At 54.7% G+C, this 18,247-nt stretch carries 15 protein-coding genes; 1 reads left to right on the top strand and 14 read right to left on the bottom strand.

The genetic code is table 11. The features are described 5' to 3' along the window. Nucleotides 1-111: 111 nt before the first annotated feature. From rlpA to miaB, 14 genes are all read right to left on the bottom strand, one after another. Nucleotides 112-1,299, bottom strand: coding sequence for an endolytic peptidoglycan transglycosylase RlpA (rlpA, locus tag JK223_RS14210; protein WP_212714820.1), 1,188 nt, complete (start codon nt 1,297-1,299; stop codon nt 112-114). A 10-nt stretch (nt 1,300-1,309) separates the two neighbouring features. Further along, nucleotides 1,310-2,428 carry a peptidoglycan glycosyltransferase MrdB gene (mrdB, locus tag JK223_RS14215; RefSeq protein ID WP_371813148.1) on the bottom strand — a complete coding sequence of 373 codons (1,119 nt, stop codon included), beginning with the start codon at nt 2,426-2,428 and terminating at the stop codon, nt 1,310-1,312. Nucleotides 2,429-2,430: 2 nt separating this feature from the next. Further along, nucleotides 2,431-4,335 carry a peptidoglycan DD-transpeptidase MrdA gene (mrdA, locus tag JK223_RS14220; protein ID WP_212714821.1) on the bottom strand — a complete coding sequence of 635 codons (1,905 nt, stop codon included), beginning with the start codon at nt 4,333-4,335 and terminating at the stop codon, nt 2,431-2,433. Between the two features lie 34 nt (nt 4,336-4,369). After that, nucleotides 4,370-4,840 carry a 23S rRNA (pseudouridine(1915)-N(3))-methyltransferase RlmH gene (gene rlmH / locus JK223_RS14225; protein ID WP_212714822.1) on the bottom strand — a complete coding sequence of 157 codons (471 nt, stop codon included), beginning with the start codon at nt 4,838-4,840 and terminating at the stop codon, nt 4,370-4,372. Nucleotides 4,841-4,843: 3 nt separating this feature from the next. Then, the gene (rsfS, locus tag JK223_RS14230; RefSeq protein ID WP_212714823.1) at nt 4,844-5,161 is read right to left on the bottom strand and encodes a ribosome silencing factor; all 318 of its coding nucleotides are present in this window, start codon (nt 5,159-5,161) and stop codon (nt 4,844-4,846) included. A gap of 93 nt (nt 5,162-5,254) precedes the next feature. Continuing rightward, nucleotides 5,255-5,899 carry a nicotinate-nucleotide adenylyltransferase gene (gene nadD, locus JK223_RS14235; RefSeq protein ID WP_212714824.1) on the bottom strand — a complete coding sequence of 215 codons (645 nt, stop codon included), beginning with the start codon at nt 5,897-5,899 and terminating at the stop codon, nt 5,255-5,257. After that, on the bottom strand, nt 5,892-6,923 hold the full coding sequence (holA, locus tag JK223_RS14240; protein WP_212714825.1) for a DNA polymerase III subunit delta: 1,032 nt from the start codon (nt 6,921-6,923) through the stop codon (nt 5,892-5,894). The genes nadD and holA overlap by 8 nt, the downstream gene beginning before the upstream one ends. Next, nucleotides 6,920-7,519 carry an LPS assembly lipoprotein LptE gene (gene lptE / locus JK223_RS14245; protein ID WP_212714826.1) on the bottom strand — a complete coding sequence of 200 codons (600 nt, stop codon included), beginning with the start codon at nt 7,517-7,519 and terminating at the stop codon, nt 6,920-6,922. Before lptE ends, holA begins: the two co-directional genes overlap by 4 nt. A gap of 14 nt (nt 7,520-7,533) precedes the next feature. Beyond that, on the bottom strand, nt 7,534-10,116 hold the full coding sequence (gene leuS / locus JK223_RS14250) for a leucine--tRNA ligase (protein ID WP_212714827.1): 2,583 nt from the start codon (nt 10,114-10,116) through the stop codon (nt 7,534-7,536). 706 nt (nt 10,117-10,822) lie between these two features. Then, on the bottom strand, nt 10,823-12,358 hold the full coding sequence (gene lnt, locus JK223_RS14255; protein WP_212714828.1) for an apolipoprotein N-acyltransferase: 1,536 nt from the start codon (nt 12,356-12,358) through the stop codon (nt 10,823-10,825). A 7-nt stretch (nt 12,359-12,365) separates the two neighbouring features. Then, nucleotides 12,366-13,247: a CNNM family magnesium/cobalt transport protein CorC gene (gene corC / locus JK223_RS14260; protein WP_212714829.1), complete on the bottom strand. Its 882-nt coding sequence runs from the start codon at nt 13,245-13,247 to the stop codon at nt 12,366-12,368. A gap of 83 nt (nt 13,248-13,330) precedes the next feature. Next, a complete protein-coding gene (gene ybeY / locus JK223_RS14265; protein ID WP_212714830.1) occupies nt 13,331-13,813 on the bottom strand; it encodes an rRNA maturation RNase YbeY in 483 nt (160 codons plus the stop codon). Then, on the bottom strand, nt 13,810-14,862 hold the full coding sequence (locus JK223_RS14270; protein WP_025902151.1) for a PhoH family protein: 1,053 nt from the start codon (nt 14,860-14,862) through the stop codon (nt 13,810-13,812). Before JK223_RS14270 ends, ybeY begins: the two co-directional genes overlap by 4 nt. Before the next feature lie 184 nt (nt 14,863-15,046). Continuing rightward, the gene (gene miaB / locus JK223_RS14275; protein ID WP_212714831.1) at nt 15,047-16,471 is read right to left on the bottom strand and encodes a tRNA (N6-isopentenyl adenosine(37)-C2)-methylthiotransferase MiaB; all 1,425 of its coding nucleotides are present in this window, start codon (nt 16,469-16,471) and stop codon (nt 15,047-15,049) included. A gap of 175 nt (nt 16,472-16,646) precedes the next feature. On the opposite strand from miaB, the gene ubiF reads away from it, so the two are divergent. Next, nucleotides 16,647-17,819 (top strand): 3-demethoxyubiquinol 3-hydroxylase, encoded by a 1,173-nt coding sequence (ubiF, locus tag JK223_RS14280; RefSeq protein WP_212714832.1) that lies wholly within the window; start codon nt 16,647-16,649, stop codon nt 17,817-17,819. Nucleotides 17,820-18,247: the final 428 nt, after the last annotated feature.

Below are 18,247 nucleotides of genomic sequence, written 5' to 3' on the forward strand. Positions count from 1 at the left end.
TAACTTCATCCGTGGAATCAGAGGTATTTGCCACGAACTATAACAGGATGCCACCAGAGGCGGCATCCTGCTTTACCTAATTTTATGATTCCGGCCCGAAAAAAAAAGCGGTTATTTAGCCGTGGTAATAAAAGAGGTAATTTTTTCGCCGGCTAAACGCTGTTGCAGTGCTGCAGCGTCGTGACGATTGCTGTAACCGCCCAGCTGTACCCGGTAAATATTGCCGTCAACGGCTTCGACATGACCGGCCACGCCAAACTGATGACTCAGCTTCTGTTGCAGTTCTTTTGCCCGTTGCGCGTTATTGACCGCCGCTACCTGTACCACATAGCCGGAGCTGTGTGCTGTCGCGGCGACCGGGGCCTTTTCTGTCTGACGGGGAGCCGCCGGTGCACTGACGGTCGCAGCGGCAGGAGCATCATCCTGAGTCTGAGTCTGAGTCTGAGTCTGTGCAGGAGCGGTGCTGGCGGCAGGCGTATCTGACTCCAGTACACCGGCGGCTAACGGCTGTGGAGCCCCCAGTAATCCGCTGCTCTGCACCGGAGCGCCCAGGTTGTTACTGCCGTTCTGCAAGGTACTGTTAGCGATCGGCATCACATTCGAACTGCTATTGCCGGAAGTGGCCGGCAGGGCGGTACTGGTCGTATCCGCTGACGCATCGCTCGTCTCCGCCGCCGGGGAGGTCATACCTGCCGGCCCCCCCAGGTCAGGACGGGCAGGGAGATCATAACTCTGGATAGCGACTTTGGTCCCGACAGTGCCGGGGCCGGACAGGGTTCCGTCAGGAGCCACCGTGATGGCATCGACCCGCACCTGCGTATTATCAGAGATATTCAGACGGTTAGCTGCTGCGGCAGAGAGATCGATGATACGTCCCGGCACGAACGGGCCACGATCGTTGATACGAACCACCAGCTGGCGCCCATTGGCCAGATTCGTCACGCGCACATAGCTCGGGATAGGCAGTGTCGGGTGAGCGGCCGTATAGGCATTCGGGTCAAATTTTTCCCCGGAAGCCGTGGTATTCCCCGCCGATTCCTGACCATAGAAACTGGCCAGACCGACCTGGCTGAACCGTGAGGTATCCGTGACGATGCGGTAACGTTTACCACTGACTGAATAATCCTGGTTGGCGGAAGGGATCAGGGATTCATATTTGGGCTGAACCCCCGGGATCTCTTTGACCGGACCGTTCCACACCGGTTGTGCCGGGGCGGTGTTCTGCTGTGTTTCATCAGTAGAACATCCCGCCAGTATCAGGGATGCCAGTCCAATACCAATCAGCCACTCCTTACGCATGTATTGCCCCTTAAACGCTTTTTGATAACATTTTTCGATGAGTATGGATCGACATCACGATGCCAAATCCGGCCATTAAGACGATCAGCGCTGAGCCGCCATAACTGATTAACGGCAGCGGGACCCCAACCACCGGTAAAATACCACTGACCATACCGATATTTACGAAGACGTAAACAAATAAAATCAGCATGATGCCGCCGGCAAGCACCCGGCCAAAGGTGGTCTGTGCTTTTGCGGCAATCACCAGGCCACGCATAATTAATAGCAAATAGAGTGCCAGTAGCGCCAGTACCCCGATAAGGCCCAGCTCTTCAGCCAGCACCGCAAAAATAAAGTCGGTCTGACGTTCCGGTAAAAACTCCAGCTGTGATTGAGTGCCATGCAGCCAGCCTTTACCGTGTAAGCCTCCGGACCCGATAGCTATCTTAGACTGAATAATATGGTAGCCGGCACCCAGCGGGTCCTTTTCCGGGTTCAGCAGCATGATGACGCGATCCCGCTGATAATCGTGCATCAGAAAGAACCAGAGAATAGGAATAAAGGCCGCGACCAGTACGGCGGCTACCGCAATCAGTTTCCAGCTCATTCCGGAAAGGAACAACACAAACAACCCGGACGTTGCAATCAGAATGGCGGTTCCCAGGTCCGGCTGTGCGGCCACCAGCAAGGTGGGCAGAAAGATCAGGATCAATGCGATAGCGGTATTTTTCAGCGTCGGCGGGCACACATCGCGGTTGATAAAGCGCGCCACCATTAATGGCACGGCAATCTTGGCGATCTCCGAGGGCTGAAAACGGACAAAACCTAAATCCAGCCAGCGCTGTGCTCCTTTACTGACATGTCCGAAGGCATCGACGGCAACCAGCAGGGTGACACTCAGAATATACAGATAGGGGGCCCAGCTTTCATAGACTCTGGGTGGAACCTGGGCCAGCACCATCATCAGCGTAATACCCATCGCTATCTGACCAATCTTACGTTCCATCATGCCAGGATCCTGACCGCTGGCACTCCAGATAACAAACCCGCTGTAGGTTAGCAGGGCCAAAATGATCAACACAAAAATAGGATCGATATGGATTTTGGTCCAGAAGGATCGCTTTTGCGGACTATTACTCAGGGGCATATTTACTCACCTTCATAGCCTGGAGGAAGCGGGGCGGCACCCGGCAGAGAGGTATTATTATCTCCCAGCATAATGTGGTCGAGGATCTGCCGCATTATGGTACCGACTGCCGCACCTGCACCGCCATTTTCTAAAATCATAGTGACAGCCACCCGCGGATTATCATAAGGGGCGAAGGCTGTCATCAGTTTATGGTCCCTCAGTCGCTCGGCGATCCGATGGGCGTTATAGGTCTCGTTCTCTTTCAGGCCATAGACCTGAGCCGTACCCGATTTTGCAGCGATCTTGTAAGGTGCACTGTCAAAGCTTTTCCTGGCTGTACCGTTAGGGCGATTAGCCACACCGTACATACCGTCTTTCGCAATTTCCCAATAGCCGGAATGAACATTACCTACCGTGCCTGCGGGGGGCGGCTGATAAAGCACCGTCTCACTGCCATGGCTTTCGGCCATCAGAAAATGCGGTACTTTCACCACGCCATCATTAATCAGGGTCATTAACGCTTTATTCATTTGCAGCGGCGTGGCGGTCCAGTAGCCCTGCCCGATGCCGACCGGGATGGTATCTCCCTGGTACCAGGGCTTCTTGAAGCGCCGCATTTTCCAGTCACGGGTGGGCATATTGCCGGCGCTTTCCTGCGGTAAATCTACCCCGGTCCGGGAACCGTAGCCAAATTTCTCCATCCACTCTGATAACCGGTCAATGCCCATATCATAAGCGACCTGATAGAAAAAAGTATCTGCAGATTCTTCAAGAGATTTCGTGACATTCAGCCGTCCGTGTCCCCATTTCTTCCAGTCACGGTAGCGTTTCTCTGACCCCGGCAACTGCCACCAGCCAGGATCGACTAACGAAGTGTTACGATTAATCACACCTTCAGTTAAAGCCGAAACTGCAACATACGGTTTGACGGTGGAGGCCGGAGGGTAAGCTGCCTGAATCGCCCGGTTATACAGCGGGCGGTCAGGGTCGGTCAGCAGCACTTTATAATCAGCCGAAGAGATACCGTTAACAAACAGGTTAGCATCGTAGCCCGGGGTCGAGACCATGGCCAGAATATCGCCGTTACGCGGGTCGGTGACCACCACCGCGGCCCGGCTTCCCTGCAACAGAGATTCAATATATTGCTGCAGTTTCAGGTCGATAGTCAGGTAAATGTCGTGGCCGGCCTGGGGGGAGACCTGCTGTAACTGACGGATCACCCGCCCGCGGTTGTTAACCTCGACTTCTTCATAACCGGTTTTACCGTGCAGGATATCCTCGTAATAACTCTCAATACCCAGTTTGCCGATGTCGTGGGTCGCGGCGTAGTTACCGGTTTTCCCTTCACTTTCCAGCCGGCTGACATCGCGATCATTGATTTTTGACACATAACCCACCACATGGGTCATCGAAGGGCCATACGGATAGAACCGGCGCTGATAGCCTTTAATTTCTACCCCGGGATAGCGATACTGGTTAACTGAAAAGCGGGCAATCTGTAATTCATTGAGGTTTGTTTTCAACGGGATAGACGTAAAACGATGCGCCCGTTTACGTTCTTTACGAAACGCATCCAGGTCATCGCTGGTCAGGTCCAGCACCGGCTGCAGTTCTGCCAGCGTCTGCGACAGATTGGGCACTTTCTCCGGCACCAGTTCGGCCTGATAGATGGTACGGTTCACCGCCAGGGGAATGTTATTCCGGTCATAAATCATTCCCCGGCTGGGCGCGACCGGCACAAGTTTGATGCGATTCTGGTTCGATCGGGTGCTGTAATCATCAAACCGGAAGATTTGCAGATTGCAGAGGTTAAATACCAGAATACCGCTGACTAAAAAAATAGAGGTAAAAGCAATCAGTGCCCGTCGGACGAACAATTTTTGCTCAGCACTGTAATCCCGGAATGCGCTACTGGTAAGTTTCATCCGCTATCTGTCAGCCTGCAAAAGACCTTATCGGCTATTCGCGATGATAAGGATGATTGGTAGTTATGCTCCATGCCCGGTAAAGGCTTTCCGCCACCAGAACACGAACCAGCGGATGAGGCAGCGTAAGGGCGGATAAAGACCAGCTCTGTTCCGCCGCGGCCTTACAGGCCGGCGCCAGGCCTTCAGGCCCGCCGATTAACAGACTGACGTCACGACCATCCTGCTTCCAGCGTTCAAGCTGGTTTGCCAGCTGGGGGGTCTCCCAGGGTTGGCCGGGGATATCCAGGGTGACAATACGGTTACCTTTACCTGCTGCAGCCAGCATGGCCTCGCCTTCTTTTTCAAGAATACGTTTGATATCCGCATTTTTGCCACGTTTACCGGCCGGAACCTCCACCAGTTCAAACGGCATATCCCGCGGGAAGCGGCGCAGATAATCCATAAACCCGGTCTGGACCCAGTCCGGCATTTTTGTGCCGACGGCAACAAGTTGCAGTTTCACCGGTCAGCCCCAGAGTTTTTCCAGCTCATATAATTCACGCGCTTCTTCCTGCATGACATGAACAATGACTTCACCCAGGTCAACCACAACCCACTCGCCGGCATCTTTGCCGTCAGTACCGAGAGGGAGCATACCTGCTGCACGGGATTCCTGCACCAGGTGATCGGCGATCGAGATCACATGGCGGTTAGAGGTGCCGGTACAGATGACCATGCAATCCGTGATGCTGGATTTGCCACGGACGTCGATAGCAATAATATTTTGTGCTTTCAGGTCATCGACTTTGTCGATAACAAAGGATTGGAGTGTCTGGCCTTGCAAAAGGTTCCCCTTCAGATTTGCTTGAAACAACGATCAGGCTGCCGCTGAGAGCGATAGCCAAAATTTTGAGCGGCGAAGTATATCATGCTGTTGTCAGTCGCGATATAAGCCTGACCGGGTGATGTAATCGATCACCGATGGCGGGAGCAGCCCTTCGCAGGAAAGATTCTGCTGCAGCCGGTGGCGGATAGCCGTCGCAGAAACCGGGCTGAGGGGCGTTTCTGCCTGAAAGATGAGTCCGCTGGCTTGCTGATGCAATTGCCGGCTTTCCCGCGCGGTATGGGTTTCTATCCAGCGGAGCAGTTCTGCCGATGCCGGTTGTTCGGGATACCCCGGGCGGCGACAGACCAGCAGATGAGACAGAGACAGCAGTTCTTCCCAGCGATACCACTTATTCAGTGACAGCAGGGAATCCTGGCCGATGATAAATGCCAGCGGTTGATCCGGGCCCCGCTCCGCCCGCAGAGACTCCAGCGTAGTGACTGTCCAGGAGGGGGCATCGCGATGCAGCTCCCGATCATCAATATCAAACAGCGGAGCGCCGGCGATAGCACAGCGCAACATCTCCAGCCGTTGCCGGGGGGAAGCCACCGGCTGCGGCCGGTGAGGGGGCACATTGTTCGGGAGCAACGTCACTTTCTGTAGTCCCGTCAGGGCGGCCAGTGCCTCCACGGTACGCAGGTGACCATAATGGACTGGGTCAAAGGTGCCGCCGAAAATGGCCTGTAACTCAGACATTATTCAGCCCTGCCGGAAAGTGTTCCAGCGTCAGTTGCAGACTGAACGATGACAGCATCGGCCAGATGTCGGTGCCGTACTCTTTTTTCACGCTCAGCTCAATCTCCGCCAGCTGATGTATCGCCTGCCGGAGGCGCTGCGCATTAAGCCGCTGCAGCGCCGCGGTGAATAGCGGTCGCCGGTTCTGCCACACCCGTAATTTATCCATTAACTGACGCACGGACTGTGGATCCCGGCATCGCTGTAACCGCAGCAACGTCATCAGTTCACGCTGTACGGTACGCAATAAAATGACCGGTTCGGCGGCTTCTTTATTAAGCTGCTGCAGAATATGTATTGCCCGTTTGCTTTTACCGGCCAGCAAGGCATCGACCCAGTGATAAGGCGTAAAGTGTGCCGCATCATTGACGGCCTGTTCGACCCGGGGGAGGGTGAGCGTGCCTTCCGGCCATAGCAGCGACAAACGCTCCAGGGCCTGAGACAGAGCCAGTAAATTCCCTTCATAGCAGTAACATAATAACTGTACCGCCTGAGGGTCGATGGCAATACGCAGGGTTTTACAACGCTGAGTAACCCAGCGCGGCAGTTGTTCATGTTCCGGCGTGATGCAGGGAACCATGACGCCTTTGCCCGATAACGCCTTAAACCACTGACTGTTTTCCTGCGCTTTGGTGAGCTTCCCTGAGTGAACGATCAGCAACAGATCCTCATGTAACAGGGTCGCAAGCTCGGTCAGGCGGGCCGCTATCGGTGCGGCAGGGCCATTTTCCGGCATCTGTAAGGTCAGGGTCTGGCGTTGGGTAAACAGGCTCAGCGACTGGCAGGCAGTGAATAAGGCGTCCCAGTCGGTATGGTTGTCGACAGTGACACTCAGATGTTCCAGAAACTGCTGCTGTCTGGCCACCGCAATAATCGCCGTGTGGCTTTCCTGACGCAGCAGCGGATCATTGCCGGATAAAAAGTAACTGCCGCGCAGCCCTTCGGTGAGCTGTGCGGCAAGTTGTTCAGGGTATATCCGTATCATTCGTGACTTGTCGATAAACCTGCGGTGTCACTTTGCAGCCCGGAGCCGGTGGTGATGGTTTCCGGGGCCGGTAACGTTTCACCACTGTTTAACTGAGCTGCATGAACCGCCAGTAACTGGCGAACGAGTTGCTCTGAGGCACGGATCCGCATTTCCTGGTAAATCATGCTCTGTTCCGAGTCTTTAGCCAGCGGAACGCCTGAGTTATCAAAGAAGGTCCGGTATACCGTGGTGCTCAGCGGATAAATCCCTTTTCCGGGGATCAGGATCTGTGCGGTGACGATGAGGTGCAACTGATATTCAGCCGCCGTCCCGTCAGGGAATATCGACGCAGTATCACGACCAGAACGTTCATTTCCCAGACGAAGCGTCGGAACCGTATTACGTTGGTCGGCATTATCCTCAACCAGTGAGATATTATTTAACCGCAATTGCTGGCGTACAGTCCGGGCCAGCGGGCCGTAGGGGTCATCGCTGGTTAAGATCATGGTACGCATCTCTTTCGGGATCTGAGTCGTCCCGCGCAGATGAAAACCACAACCTGCCGTGGCCAGAACGGCCACGGCAACTATCAGGGTTGAAAAAATGTGTCGCACATTACCTCCTGAACTTAACCTACAACCAGGTTAAGCAGCTTGCCCGGAACGTAAATCACTTTGCGTACAGTGACACCTTCCAGATATTTTGCTACCAGGTGTTCCTGAGCAGCCAGGGTCCGGACTTGTTCCTGCGTGGCGTCCGCAGGGACGGTGATTTTGCCGCGCACTTTGCCGTTAACCTGTACCACAACCAGCACAGATTCTTCGACCATAGCACGCTCATCGGCCACCGGCCATTCGGCTTCGTCCACCGATCCGCTGTGTCCCAGCGCCTGCCACAGTTCAAAACAGGCATGCGGGGTAAACGGATACAGTAAGCGGACCACGGCGTCTAAGGCTTCCTGCATCAGCGCACGATCTTCAGCACTTTCCTGCGGCGCTTTCAGCAACTTGTTCATCAGTTCCATGATAGCCGCGATCGCGGTATTGAAGGTCTGGCGGCGACCGATATCATCAGACACTTTCGCGATGGTTTTATGCACATCACGGCGCAGCGCCTTCTGAGGATCATTCAGCGCACCGGCATTCAGTGCGGCAGTCGGCCCTTTGCTGCTGTGGTCGTAAACCAGTTTCCAGACACGTTTCAGGAAGCGGTTAGCCCCTTCAACGCCGGACTCCTGCCATTCCAGCGTCATTTCGGCCGGAGAGGCAAACATCATAAACAGACGGACGGTATCCGCACCATAACGTTCAACCATCAGCTGCGGGTCAATACCGTTATTTTTGGACTTAGACATCTTGCTCATCCCGGCATAGATAACCTCACGGCCATCTTTGTCGGTCGCTTTAACAATGCGTCCTTTCTCATCACGCTCAACAGAAACATCCACAGGAGAAACCCAGTTACGTTCGCCGTTCACGCCGGTGTAATAGAACGCATCGGCCAGTACCATTCCCTGACACAGCAGACGTTTTGCCGGTTCGTCGGAATTGACCAGCCCGGCATCGCGCAACAGCTTGTGGAAGAAGCGGAAGTACATCAGGTGCATAATGGCGTGTTCGATACCGCCCACATACTGATCGACCGGCAACCAATAGTTCGCCGCCGCCGGATCCAGCATACCTTTATCGTAGTCCGCACAGGTATAACGTGCGTAGTACCAGGAGGACTCCATAAAGGTGTCAAAGGTATCTGTTTCACGCAGCGCAGGCTGGCCGTTAACCGTGGTTTTCGCCCACTCAGGATCCGCTTTCAGCGGGCTGGTGATGCCGTTCATTTCCACATCTTCAGGCAGGATCACCGGTAACTGGTCTTCCGGCGTCGGGATAACGCTGCCGTCTTCCAGAGTCACCATCGGGATCGGCGCACCCCAGTAACGCTGACGGGAGACGCCCCAGTCACGCAGACGATAATTAACTTTACGCTCACCGACGCCTTTTTCGGTCAGTGCATCCGCAATGGCATTAAAGCCGTCCTGATGTGATAAGCCATCGAATGCGCCGGAATTGAACAGGGTGCCTTTCACCGTCATCGCATTTTCGCTGACATCCGGTGCGGTTCCGTCATCGTTCAGGATCACCGCTTTTACCGGTAACTGATATTTCTGAGCGAATTCGTGGTCACGCTGGTCATGAGCAGGTACGGCCATCACCGCACCGGTGCCGTATTCCATCAGGACAAAGTTAGCGACCCAGACCGGTAACTGTTCACCGGTCAGCGGATGGATCACAAAACGGCCGGTGGGCTGGCCTTTTTTCTCCATGGTTGCCATATCCGCTTCAGCCACTTTGGTGTTACGGCACTCCTCGATAAAGGCCTGCAGTGACGGGTTACCGGCCGCAGCTTCCTGTGCCAGTGGGTGTCCGGCTGCGACAGCCACATAGGTGGCCCCCATAAAGGTATCAGGGCGGGTCGTGTAGACGGTCAGCGTGTCATCGCTGTCTGCGACATTAAAGGTGATTTCCACCCCTTCAGAACGCCCGATCCAGTTACGCTGCATGGTCTTAACCTGTTCAGGCCAGCCTTCCAGGGTATCCAGATCATTGAGCAGTTCTTCGGCATAGTCGGTGATTTTGATAAACCACTGCGGGATCTCTTTCCGTTCAACTTTGGTATCACAACGCCAGCAACAGCCTTCGATGACCTGTTCATTCGCCAGCACTGTCTGGTCATTCGGGCACCAGTTCACCGCCGAGGTTTTTTTGTAGACCAGGCCTTTTTCGAACAACTGAGTGAAGAACCACTGTTCCCAGCGGTAATATTCAGGCTGACAGGTCGCCAGTTCCCGGCTCCAGTCATACCCGAAGCCCAGCAGTTTCAGCTGGTTCTTCATGTAATCGATATTTTCATAGGTCCATGGCGCGGGCGCGGTATTATTTTTAACCGCTGCTCCTTCTGCCGGCAGACCAAACGCATCCCAGCCAATCGGCTGCAGAACGTTTTTACCCTGCAGTCGCTGGTAACGGGCGATCACATCGCCGATGGTATAGTTACGGACATGGCCCATATGCAGGCGACCAGAAGGATAGGGGAGCATTGAGAGGCAATAGTATTTCTCTTTGCCTTCCTGCTCTGTCACTTTAAAAGTATCCTGATCGTGCCAGTGTTTCTGGACTTTAGATTCTATCTCTTCCGGGCGATATTGCTCTTGCATGGCAGCCTGTGGTCCTTGTTGAATTTCGCGAAGCATACTGCAGTGTTTTTTCTATGATCCGCATAGCATACCCATAAGCCTGGCGCGCAACAACTCCCGCAACACCCTGTGGCAGGATTTCTGGCGGAAACTCTGTGGTGGCGAATGGATTTTCTCTCTCCGGGCCACGCGGAGGGCACTTCCCGCAGAGGCTCTTCGTCAGCTAACGCCCCCTGACTCCCGACGGGATGGCCGTTGCCGATGGCGGCAGAGATCTGTCTGATACGGCGCTTCGCAGGTTAAAGGGGGGAGAAATGTCTGGCGGCCTGAGATCGGGTCGTGTTCACTGAAATCACGGCGGGCAGACAGGACTAACGATCAGGGTCAGTCTGTTATACCTGCACAGTACCCGCCGTCTGAGACAGAGTAGACGTGTGCTGATCAGACCCGTAAGAGTCGCAAACAGAGGGAGATGTGCCCTGACGGCAGAGGGTATTTTATGCCGACAACCCCCGGCAGGGGGGGCCAGCGATCACGGCCTGGCCGTAATACCTGCACAGTACCCGTCGTCTGAGACAGAGTAGACGTGTGCTGATCAGACCCGTAAGAGTCGCAGACAGAGGGAGATGAGCCCTGACGGCAGAGGGTATTTTATGCCGACAACCTCCGGCAGGGGGGGGCTAATGGTCAGGAGGAAGAGACCGGAGCCGTCAGGCCCCGGTCACGCTCACTGAGGACGCCGGCGCCGGATGACCGATGCCACCGCCGCCAATGCTGAAAGGATCCACACCGTCAGATTACCGGTATGAGCATAAGGTGTCATCCCGCGGGTCGGACTCAGTGTGGCACTCAGCACCCCTTCACGGAACTGCGGAAGTTGCTGTTCGATATCGCCGTTGGCATTCACCACCGCAGTGACTCCGTTATTGGTGTCGCGTAATAGCGGCCTGCCCAGTTCCAGCGCCCGCATCCTGGCCATCTGCAGATGCTGCCAGGGGCCGATCGAATGACCAAACCAGGCATCATTCGATACCGTCAGCAGGAAATCAGTCTCCGGGCGGAAGTTATCCCGGACATGTTCACCCAGCACAATTTCATAACAGATAGCCGTCGTCAGACGATAACCATCCAGTTGCAGCGGAGGCTGAATATAGGGACCCCGGCTGAAGGCTGACATCGGTAAATCGAAGAACGGTGCCAGCGGGCGCAACAGGTCGGCCATCGGGACAAACTCCCCGAAAGGCACCAGGTGGTTTTTCTGATAACGGTTGCGGCTCAGATAGCTGTAAGGGGTCTGCCCCCCCAGTACCACGACCGTGTTGTAGTCATGATAATGGTTATCTTCTTCCAGTCGGGAATCGACAATCCCGGTTGCCAGAGTACTGCCATTCTCACGCAGGATACGATCCAGTTCGGTCAGAAAGGGCTGTTCATTACTTTCCAGGTCGGTGATGGCCGACTCCGGCCAGATAATGATCCCTGCTTTACCCAGCACCGGGCGGGTCAGCCGCAGGTAGGTATTTAAGGTATTTTGTAATTGCTCAGGGTCCCACTTCATCGACTGAGCGATATTACCCTGCACCAGCGCAACGGACACACTGCGGCCGGACTCGGTCCGGTACCAGTGTACGTAACGCAGTGGCCAGGCGATGACCATCACAGCCAGGGCAGCCAGCAGTGGCCGGAGGCTTCTCTGTATCAGGGCATAGCTTATCAGCCCGGAGATCATCATCAGGACAAAGGTGATGGTTTCCACACCGGCGACCGGTGCGATGCCTTTCAGCGGGCCGTTAATCTGGCTATAGCCGAACTGTAACCACGGAAATCCGGTCAGGATCCAGCCGCGCAGGAACTCAGTAAACTGCCAGAGTGCAGGAGCAGCCAGCAGCAGACGCGGCAGCGTCGCCCGTGGCCAGAAACGGTTCAGCAACCCCGAAAACAGCATCGGGAACAGCGACAGCCACGCCGCCAGCATCACGACCAGCATGACATTGACCGGACCTGGCATCCCTCCGAAGGTAGCGATACTCACATAGACCCAGTTAACCCCGGACCCAAACAGCCCCATCCCCCAGACAAAACCGATGGCGGTCGCCTGGCGGGTGCTACGGTTCAGGGTCAGAGCCTGCAAGCCGGTCAGAGAAATCAGGGCGGCCGGCCAGAAATCGAAAGGAGAGAAGGCGAGGGTGCCCACGGCACCCGTCAGCAGAGCCAGCAACAGGCGGATGCGCTGCTGCCGGAATAGAGTGTTCAGTGCCGTCATAGGCTCATTATTCGTCTTCAAGTTGAGGAGCAACCGCATCATCCGGTATTTTTACATGAACCTGCAGAATACGACGTCTGTCGGCCATCGCGACCTTAAACAGATAACCATCGATAGTGATACTTTCACCTCTGGCAGGCAGATGCCCGAAACCTTGCATCACCAGACCCCCGATAGTATCGACTTCTTCATCGCTGAATCGGGTGCCGAACATTTCGTTGAAATCTTCGATCGGCGTCAGCGCCCGCAACGAGTAAGAATGACGGCTGAGCTGGCGGATATCGCTGCTGTCTTCTTCGTCATACTCGTCTTCGATTTCCCCGACGATAAGCTCAAGAATATCTTCGATAGTCACCAGTCCGGAAACACCGCCGAACTCGTCAATGACAATCGCCATATGATAACGCTGAGAGCGGAACTCTTTCAGCATGCGGTCGACACGCTTACTTTCAGGAACCACCACCACCGGGCGAAGCACATCAGCAATACTGAACGGGGCCGAATCACTGCGCATAAAGGGCAGCAAATCTTTCGCCATCAGAATACCTTCCACATGATCTTTGTCTTCGCTGATCACCGGAAAACGGGAGTGGGCCGACTCGATGATGACATCGAGGCACTCTTCGAGGTTCTGGTTCTGTTTCAGGGTGATCATTTGAGAACGCGGGATCATAATATCCCGGACCCGTTGTTCGGCGATTTCCATCACGCCTTCCATCATGTCACGGGTGTCCTGATCAATCAGTTCTTTCTGTTCTGAATCACGGATGAGTTCCAGTAATTCATCACGGTTCTGAGGCTCACCGTGGAAAAGCTGGTTGATCAGTAAGGAAAAAAATCCCTTTTTACTGCCGGGGTTATCGCTGTTTTGTGAATGGTCATCGCTCATGGCGTTTTTTTTTTGTTCTCTCTTGCAGGGAAATAAAACTGCCAGGTCAGGTCACTGGCAGCGGAATAAATAACAGGCGCCGGTTATCCGGCGGCGTCTTTCTCTGAAATGTACGGGTCAGCATAACCCATAGCAAGCATTATCTCAGTTTCGATGCCTTCCATCTCTTCGGCTTCGTCATCCTGAATATGATCATAGCCTAATAAATGAAGCGTGCCGTGGACCACCATATGTGCCCAGTGGGCGTCGACGGGCTTGCCCTGGTCGGCGGCTTCCTGCTCGACCACCTGGCGACAGATGATCAGGTCCCCGAGCAGCGGTAAGTCTTCAATGCCGGGCGGCGCTTCAAACGGAAAAGACAGGACGTTGGTCGGTTTGTCTTTGCCGCGATACGCCAGGTTCAGCTCGTGGCTCTCGGCTTCGTCCACCAGGCGGATGGTGACTTCACTTTCGGGCTGAAAAGGTTCGACCGCGGCCGTTAACCAGCGCAGAAACAAGGCTTCTTCCGGAAGCCCTTGCGGATTTTCACAGGCATTCTGTAAATCCAGAATTACGGTACTGCTCATACATTCTCCTGGCCGGCAGCAAGGGCGGCGCGTTTACGCTCTTCCGCGACCTCGGCCCGGCGTTTTTGGTCGGCTTCTTCCCAGGCTTCATAGGCGATGACGATCCGTGCAACCACCGGATGACGCACCACGTCTTCGCTATGGAAGAAGTTAAAGCTCAGTTCACTGACATCAGAAAGCACTTCGATGGCATGTTTCAGGCCTGAGCGTGCATTGCGCGGTAAGTCTATCTGCGTGATATCCCCGGTGATCACGGCTTTAGAGTTAAAACCGATACGGGTCAGAAACATTTTCATCTGTTCGATGGTGGTGTTCTGACTTTCATCCAGGATAATAAACGCATCATTCAATGTACGTCCGCGCATATAGGCCAGCGGGGCAACTTCGATCACGTTACGTTCAATCAGTTTTTCAACCCGTTCAAAGCCCAGCATTTCAAACAGGGCGTCATATAACGGACGCAGGTACGGGTCGACTTTCTGGCTCAGGTCGCCTGGCAGAAAACCCAGTTTCTCACCGGCTTCCACCGCCGGACGGGTCAGCAGTATACGGCGAACTTCCTGGCGTTCCAGCGCGTCGACCGCAGCGGCCACGGCCAGATAGGTCTTCCCGGTCCCGGCCGGGCCGATACCGAAGGTAATATCATGGTCAAGAATATGGGCGATATAGCTGGCCTGATTTGGCGTGCGGGGTTTAATGACGCCCCGGCGGGTCTGGATATTCACCGCTTTACCATAATCAGGGACACTCTCCGCCGTTTGTTCCAGCACCCGGCTCTCTTTAATGGCCAGATGAATATCCTCAGGGTCGATATCTTTACTCTGTCCGCGCAGCGGGGCGGTATCCACGTAAAGATCTTTCAGGATTTTTTCGGCCGCATCCACACATAACGCCTTTCCCGTCAGGGTAAAGCGATTATCGATCCGGTTAATTTCAATGCCGAGCCGGCGCTCAAGGTGCTTCAGATTATCGTCAAACGGGCCGGTCAGACTCAGCAAACGTTGGTTATCTGCAGGTTCCAGTGCAATTTCACGGGTTTCGATATTCAAACTCATCCTCCAGGTCGCTAAGGGCCGGTTGTACAGCAGAGATCATTCTGGCGATCACAATCACGGGGATCGTCGTCACAGAACGGGGTTATCTGTAGGGATATCGGGGCGGAATTCGTAAATTCCACCCCTTTAGCTTAGCAAAGCGGTGACAGTCAGTATCTGTCACCACGATTATGCGCTATCAGGGCTGCCAGAGACCGACGCCGGACTCATTTTCTTTCCGGGTACGGGCGATGACGGAGGCGGGGGATTCTGTTACGCGCAGACCCATATCTTTTTCGGTACGGACGACGCGACCACGCAGTGAGTTTGGATAGACATCAACGATTTCAACGTCAACGAATTTTCCAATCATCTCCGGATGACCTTCGAAATTCACCACACGGTTATTTTCGGTACGACCGGAGAGTTCCATGATATTTTTACGCGACGTGCCTTCGACCAGCACACGCTGAACGGTGCCGTGCATCCGGCGGCTCCAGGCCATCGCCTGCTGGCTGATGCGTTCCTGCAGGATGTAAAGACGCTGTTTCTTCTCTTCTTCACTCACATCATCCGGTAAGTCTGCCGCCGGTGTTCCCGGACGGGCGGAATAGATGAAGCTGAAGCTCATATCGAAGTTAACGTCAGCAATCAGTTTCATGGTCTTTTCAAAGTCTTCCTGAGTTTCGCCCGGGAAGCCAATGATAAAGTCCGAGCTTATCTGAATGTCCGGACGCGCTTCACGCAATTTGCGGATAATGGCTTTGAATTCCAGGGCAGTGTGCGCACGCTTCATCAGTGTCAGAATACGGTCGGCACCACTTTGCACCGGTAAGTGCAGGAAGCTCACCAGTTCCGGCGTATCACGGTAGACATCAATAATGTCATCGGTAAATTCAATCGGATGGCTGGTGGTAAAACGGATACGGTCAATACCGTCGATGGCGGCGACCAGACGCAGCAGATCGGCAAAGGTGCAGACCGAACCGTCATAGTTCTCGCCACGATAGGCGTTAACGTTCTGACCCAGCAGGTTAACCTCACGGACGCCCTGGGCTGCCAGTTGTGCGATTTCAAACAGAATATCGTCGCTTGGGCGGCTGACTTCTTCACCGCGGGTATAGGGCACAACACAGAAGGTGCAGTACTTGTTACAGCCTTCCATGATAGAAACAAAGGCGGTCGGGCCTTCTGCACGGGGTTCCGGCAGACGGTCAAATTTTTCGATCTCCGGGAAACTGATATCCACGACCGGGCTTTTGTTACCACGGACGCTATTGATCATTTCCGGCAGGCGATGCAGGGTCTGTGGTCCGAAGACGATATCCACATAGTGCGCCCTCTGACGGATATGATCACCTTCCTGAGAGGCGACACAGCCGCCGACGCCGATAATCAGTTCCGGATTCTTATCTTTGAGATTTTTCCAGCGCCCCAGTTGGTGGAAAACCTTCTCCTGGGCTTTTTCCCGGATAGAACAGGTATTCAGTAACAGTACATCGGCCTCTTCGGCATTTTCGGTCAGCGTATAGCCATGAGTACTGTTTAACAGGTCTGACATTTTAGATGAATCATATTCGTTCATCTGACAGCCCCAGGTTTTAATATGTAATTTTTTCGTCATCGAACTGGCCATTGATTCAGTGCAAGGATGTGCAGGCGGCATATTGTAATGCTTTGCTGCTGTTGTGACCAGTGTAGCGGCTTTTCTGATTGTGACGGAATTTTCCGGTACACTGTCGCAAGTTAACATTAACCCGAAATCTTACGGGCAGTTGAGTGTTGGTAAGGATGATAGCATGCAGGAAGATCAATTTGATGTGGTGATTACCGGCGGGGGTATGGTCGGTGCGGCATTGGCTTGCGGCCTTGCCCGGCATCATTTCAGGGTGGCCGTGATCGAGCATCAGGCGGCTCCTGAATTTACCCCGCAGAGCCAGCCCGATGTGCGGATCTCGGCGATCGGTGCATCGTCAGTGGCATTACTGAAAGAACTTGAGGTCTGGGAGCGGGTACAGGCGATGCGTTGCGCGCCTTACCGTCAGCTGGAAACCTGGGAATGGGAAAATGCGCATGCCGTTTTTGATGCGGCCTCCCTGGGATTACCCGAGCTGGGCTATATGGTGGAAAACAGCGTCCTGCAGCGTGCGCTGTGGGAGCAGATGCAGGCGCAGGGCGTGACACTGCTCTGTCCCGCCACCTTAGCGGCGGCTGAGCCCCAACCCGGAGGCTGGTCTCTGACCCTGGATGATGGCCGAAAAATAGAGACCCGGCTACTGACCGGTGCCGATGGGGCGAATTCGCAGGTCCGCCGGCTGGCGGGTATCGGTGTCAGTGGCTGGGAATACGCGCAGTCCTGCATGCTGATCTCTGTCGAGTGTGAGCAGCTTCCGGGAGACAGCACCTGGCAGCAATTTACACCTCAAGGCCCGCGCGCTTTTCTGCCTCTGTTTGGTCACTATGCCTCTCTGGTCTGGTACGACAGCGCAGCCCGTATCCGCCAGCTGTCTGCACTTTCCATGACGCAGCTGGAACAGGAAATTGCGACCCATTTCCCGGCCAGGTGCGGTAAGGTTCGCGCGCTGACCGCCGGTTCGTTCCCGCTGATCCGTCGTCATGCCAGCCGTTATGTGCGTCCGGGATTGGTTCTGGTCGGGGATGCTGCCCACACGATTAATCCGCTGGCGGGGCAGGGCGTTAACCTGGGCTACCGCGACGTGGATGTGCTGATCGATGTGCTGGCGGAAGCCCGTCGTGAAGGACACGACTGGTGGCAGCTCGCCACCCTGAATAAATATCAGCATCAACGCTACCGGGACAATTTGCTGATGCAGAATGGCATGGATCTGTTTTATCTGGCATTCAGCAACCGGAACGGCCCGTTGACCGTGATCCGCAATCTGGGGCTGATGGCCGCACAACGGGGTGGCTGGCTGAAGAAAAAAGCACTGAGTTACGCACTGGGTTTGTAACCGGCTCAGACGGCGACCACTAAACGACCTGCGGGTCGTTTTTTTGTGCACGGATGATCAGTATAGGGCACAGACCCGGGCAGTCTTCTCTCTGAAAGACCGGCGTGCCGGTCAGGCCGGTCGTAGTGACGTAACCAGACCAGAACGGTGATGCGTCCCCGGCAGCCATTGGGTTTCGTTGCTGAGCATGCGTATCGGTCAGTGCGCCTTTTTCAGCTGGCTCAACCCCCCGCGACCGGAAAGGACAGGGGATGACCCCGTTGGCGGTATTGACACCCGGCCGTTATCAGGTTCTGCGAAATAAGATCATGAACGAGTCAGGACGATATCAGGAAGGGGCAACGGGATACAGTGACTAGTCCTGATATAGGTTGACAGTTTTTTGTCTGTAAAACGCCTGATGAACATCATCGGGCGTTTTGTATTTC

The organism is Tatumella sp. JGM118 (assembly GCF_018257515.1).
GTDB classification, from domain to species: Bacteria; Pseudomonadota; Gammaproteobacteria; order Enterobacterales; family Enterobacteriaceae; genus Tatumella; species Tatumella terrea.

Excerpts from the sequence above, each read along its gene's own strand:
- miaB (WP_212714831.1), bottom strand. The coding sequence starts at position 16,471 with ATGACGAAAAAATTACATATTAAAACCTGGGGCTGTCAGATGAACGAA.
- corC (WP_212714829.1), bottom strand. The coding sequence starts at position 13,247 with ATGAGCGATGACCATTCACAAAACAGCGATAACCCCGGCAGTAAAAAG.
- nadD (WP_212714824.1), bottom strand. The coding sequence starts at position 5,899 with ATGTCTGAGTTACAGGCCATTTTCGGCGGCACCTTTGACCCAGTCCAT.
- mrdB (WP_371813148.1), bottom strand. The coding sequence starts at position 2,428 with ATGCCCCTGAGTAATAGTCCGCAAAAGCGATCCTTCTGGACCAAAATC.
- rlpA (WP_212714820.1), bottom strand. The coding sequence starts at position 1,299 with ATGCGTAAGGAGTGGCTGATTGGTATTGGACTGGCATCCCTGATACTG.
- holA (WP_212714825.1), bottom strand. The coding sequence starts at position 6,923 with ATGATACGGATATACCCTGAACAACTTGCCGCACAGCTCACCGAAGGG.
- ybeY (WP_212714830.1), bottom strand. The coding sequence starts at position 13,813 with ATGAGCAGTACCGTAATTCTGGATTTACAGAATGCCTGTGAAAATCCG.
- ubiF (WP_212714832.1), top strand. The coding sequence starts at position 16,647 with ATGCAGGAAGATCAATTTGATGTGGTGATTACCGGCGGGGGTATGGTC.
- mrdA (WP_212714821.1), bottom strand. The coding sequence starts at position 4,335 with ATGAAACTTACCAGTAGCGCATTCCGGGATTACAGTGCTGAGCAAAAA.
- lnt (WP_212714828.1), bottom strand. The coding sequence starts at position 12,358 with ATGACGGCACTGAACACTCTATTCCGGCAGCAGCGCATCCGCCTGTTG.
- leuS (WP_212714827.1), bottom strand. The coding sequence starts at position 10,116 with ATGCAAGAGCAATATCGCCCGGAAGAGATAGAATCTAAAGTCCAGAAA.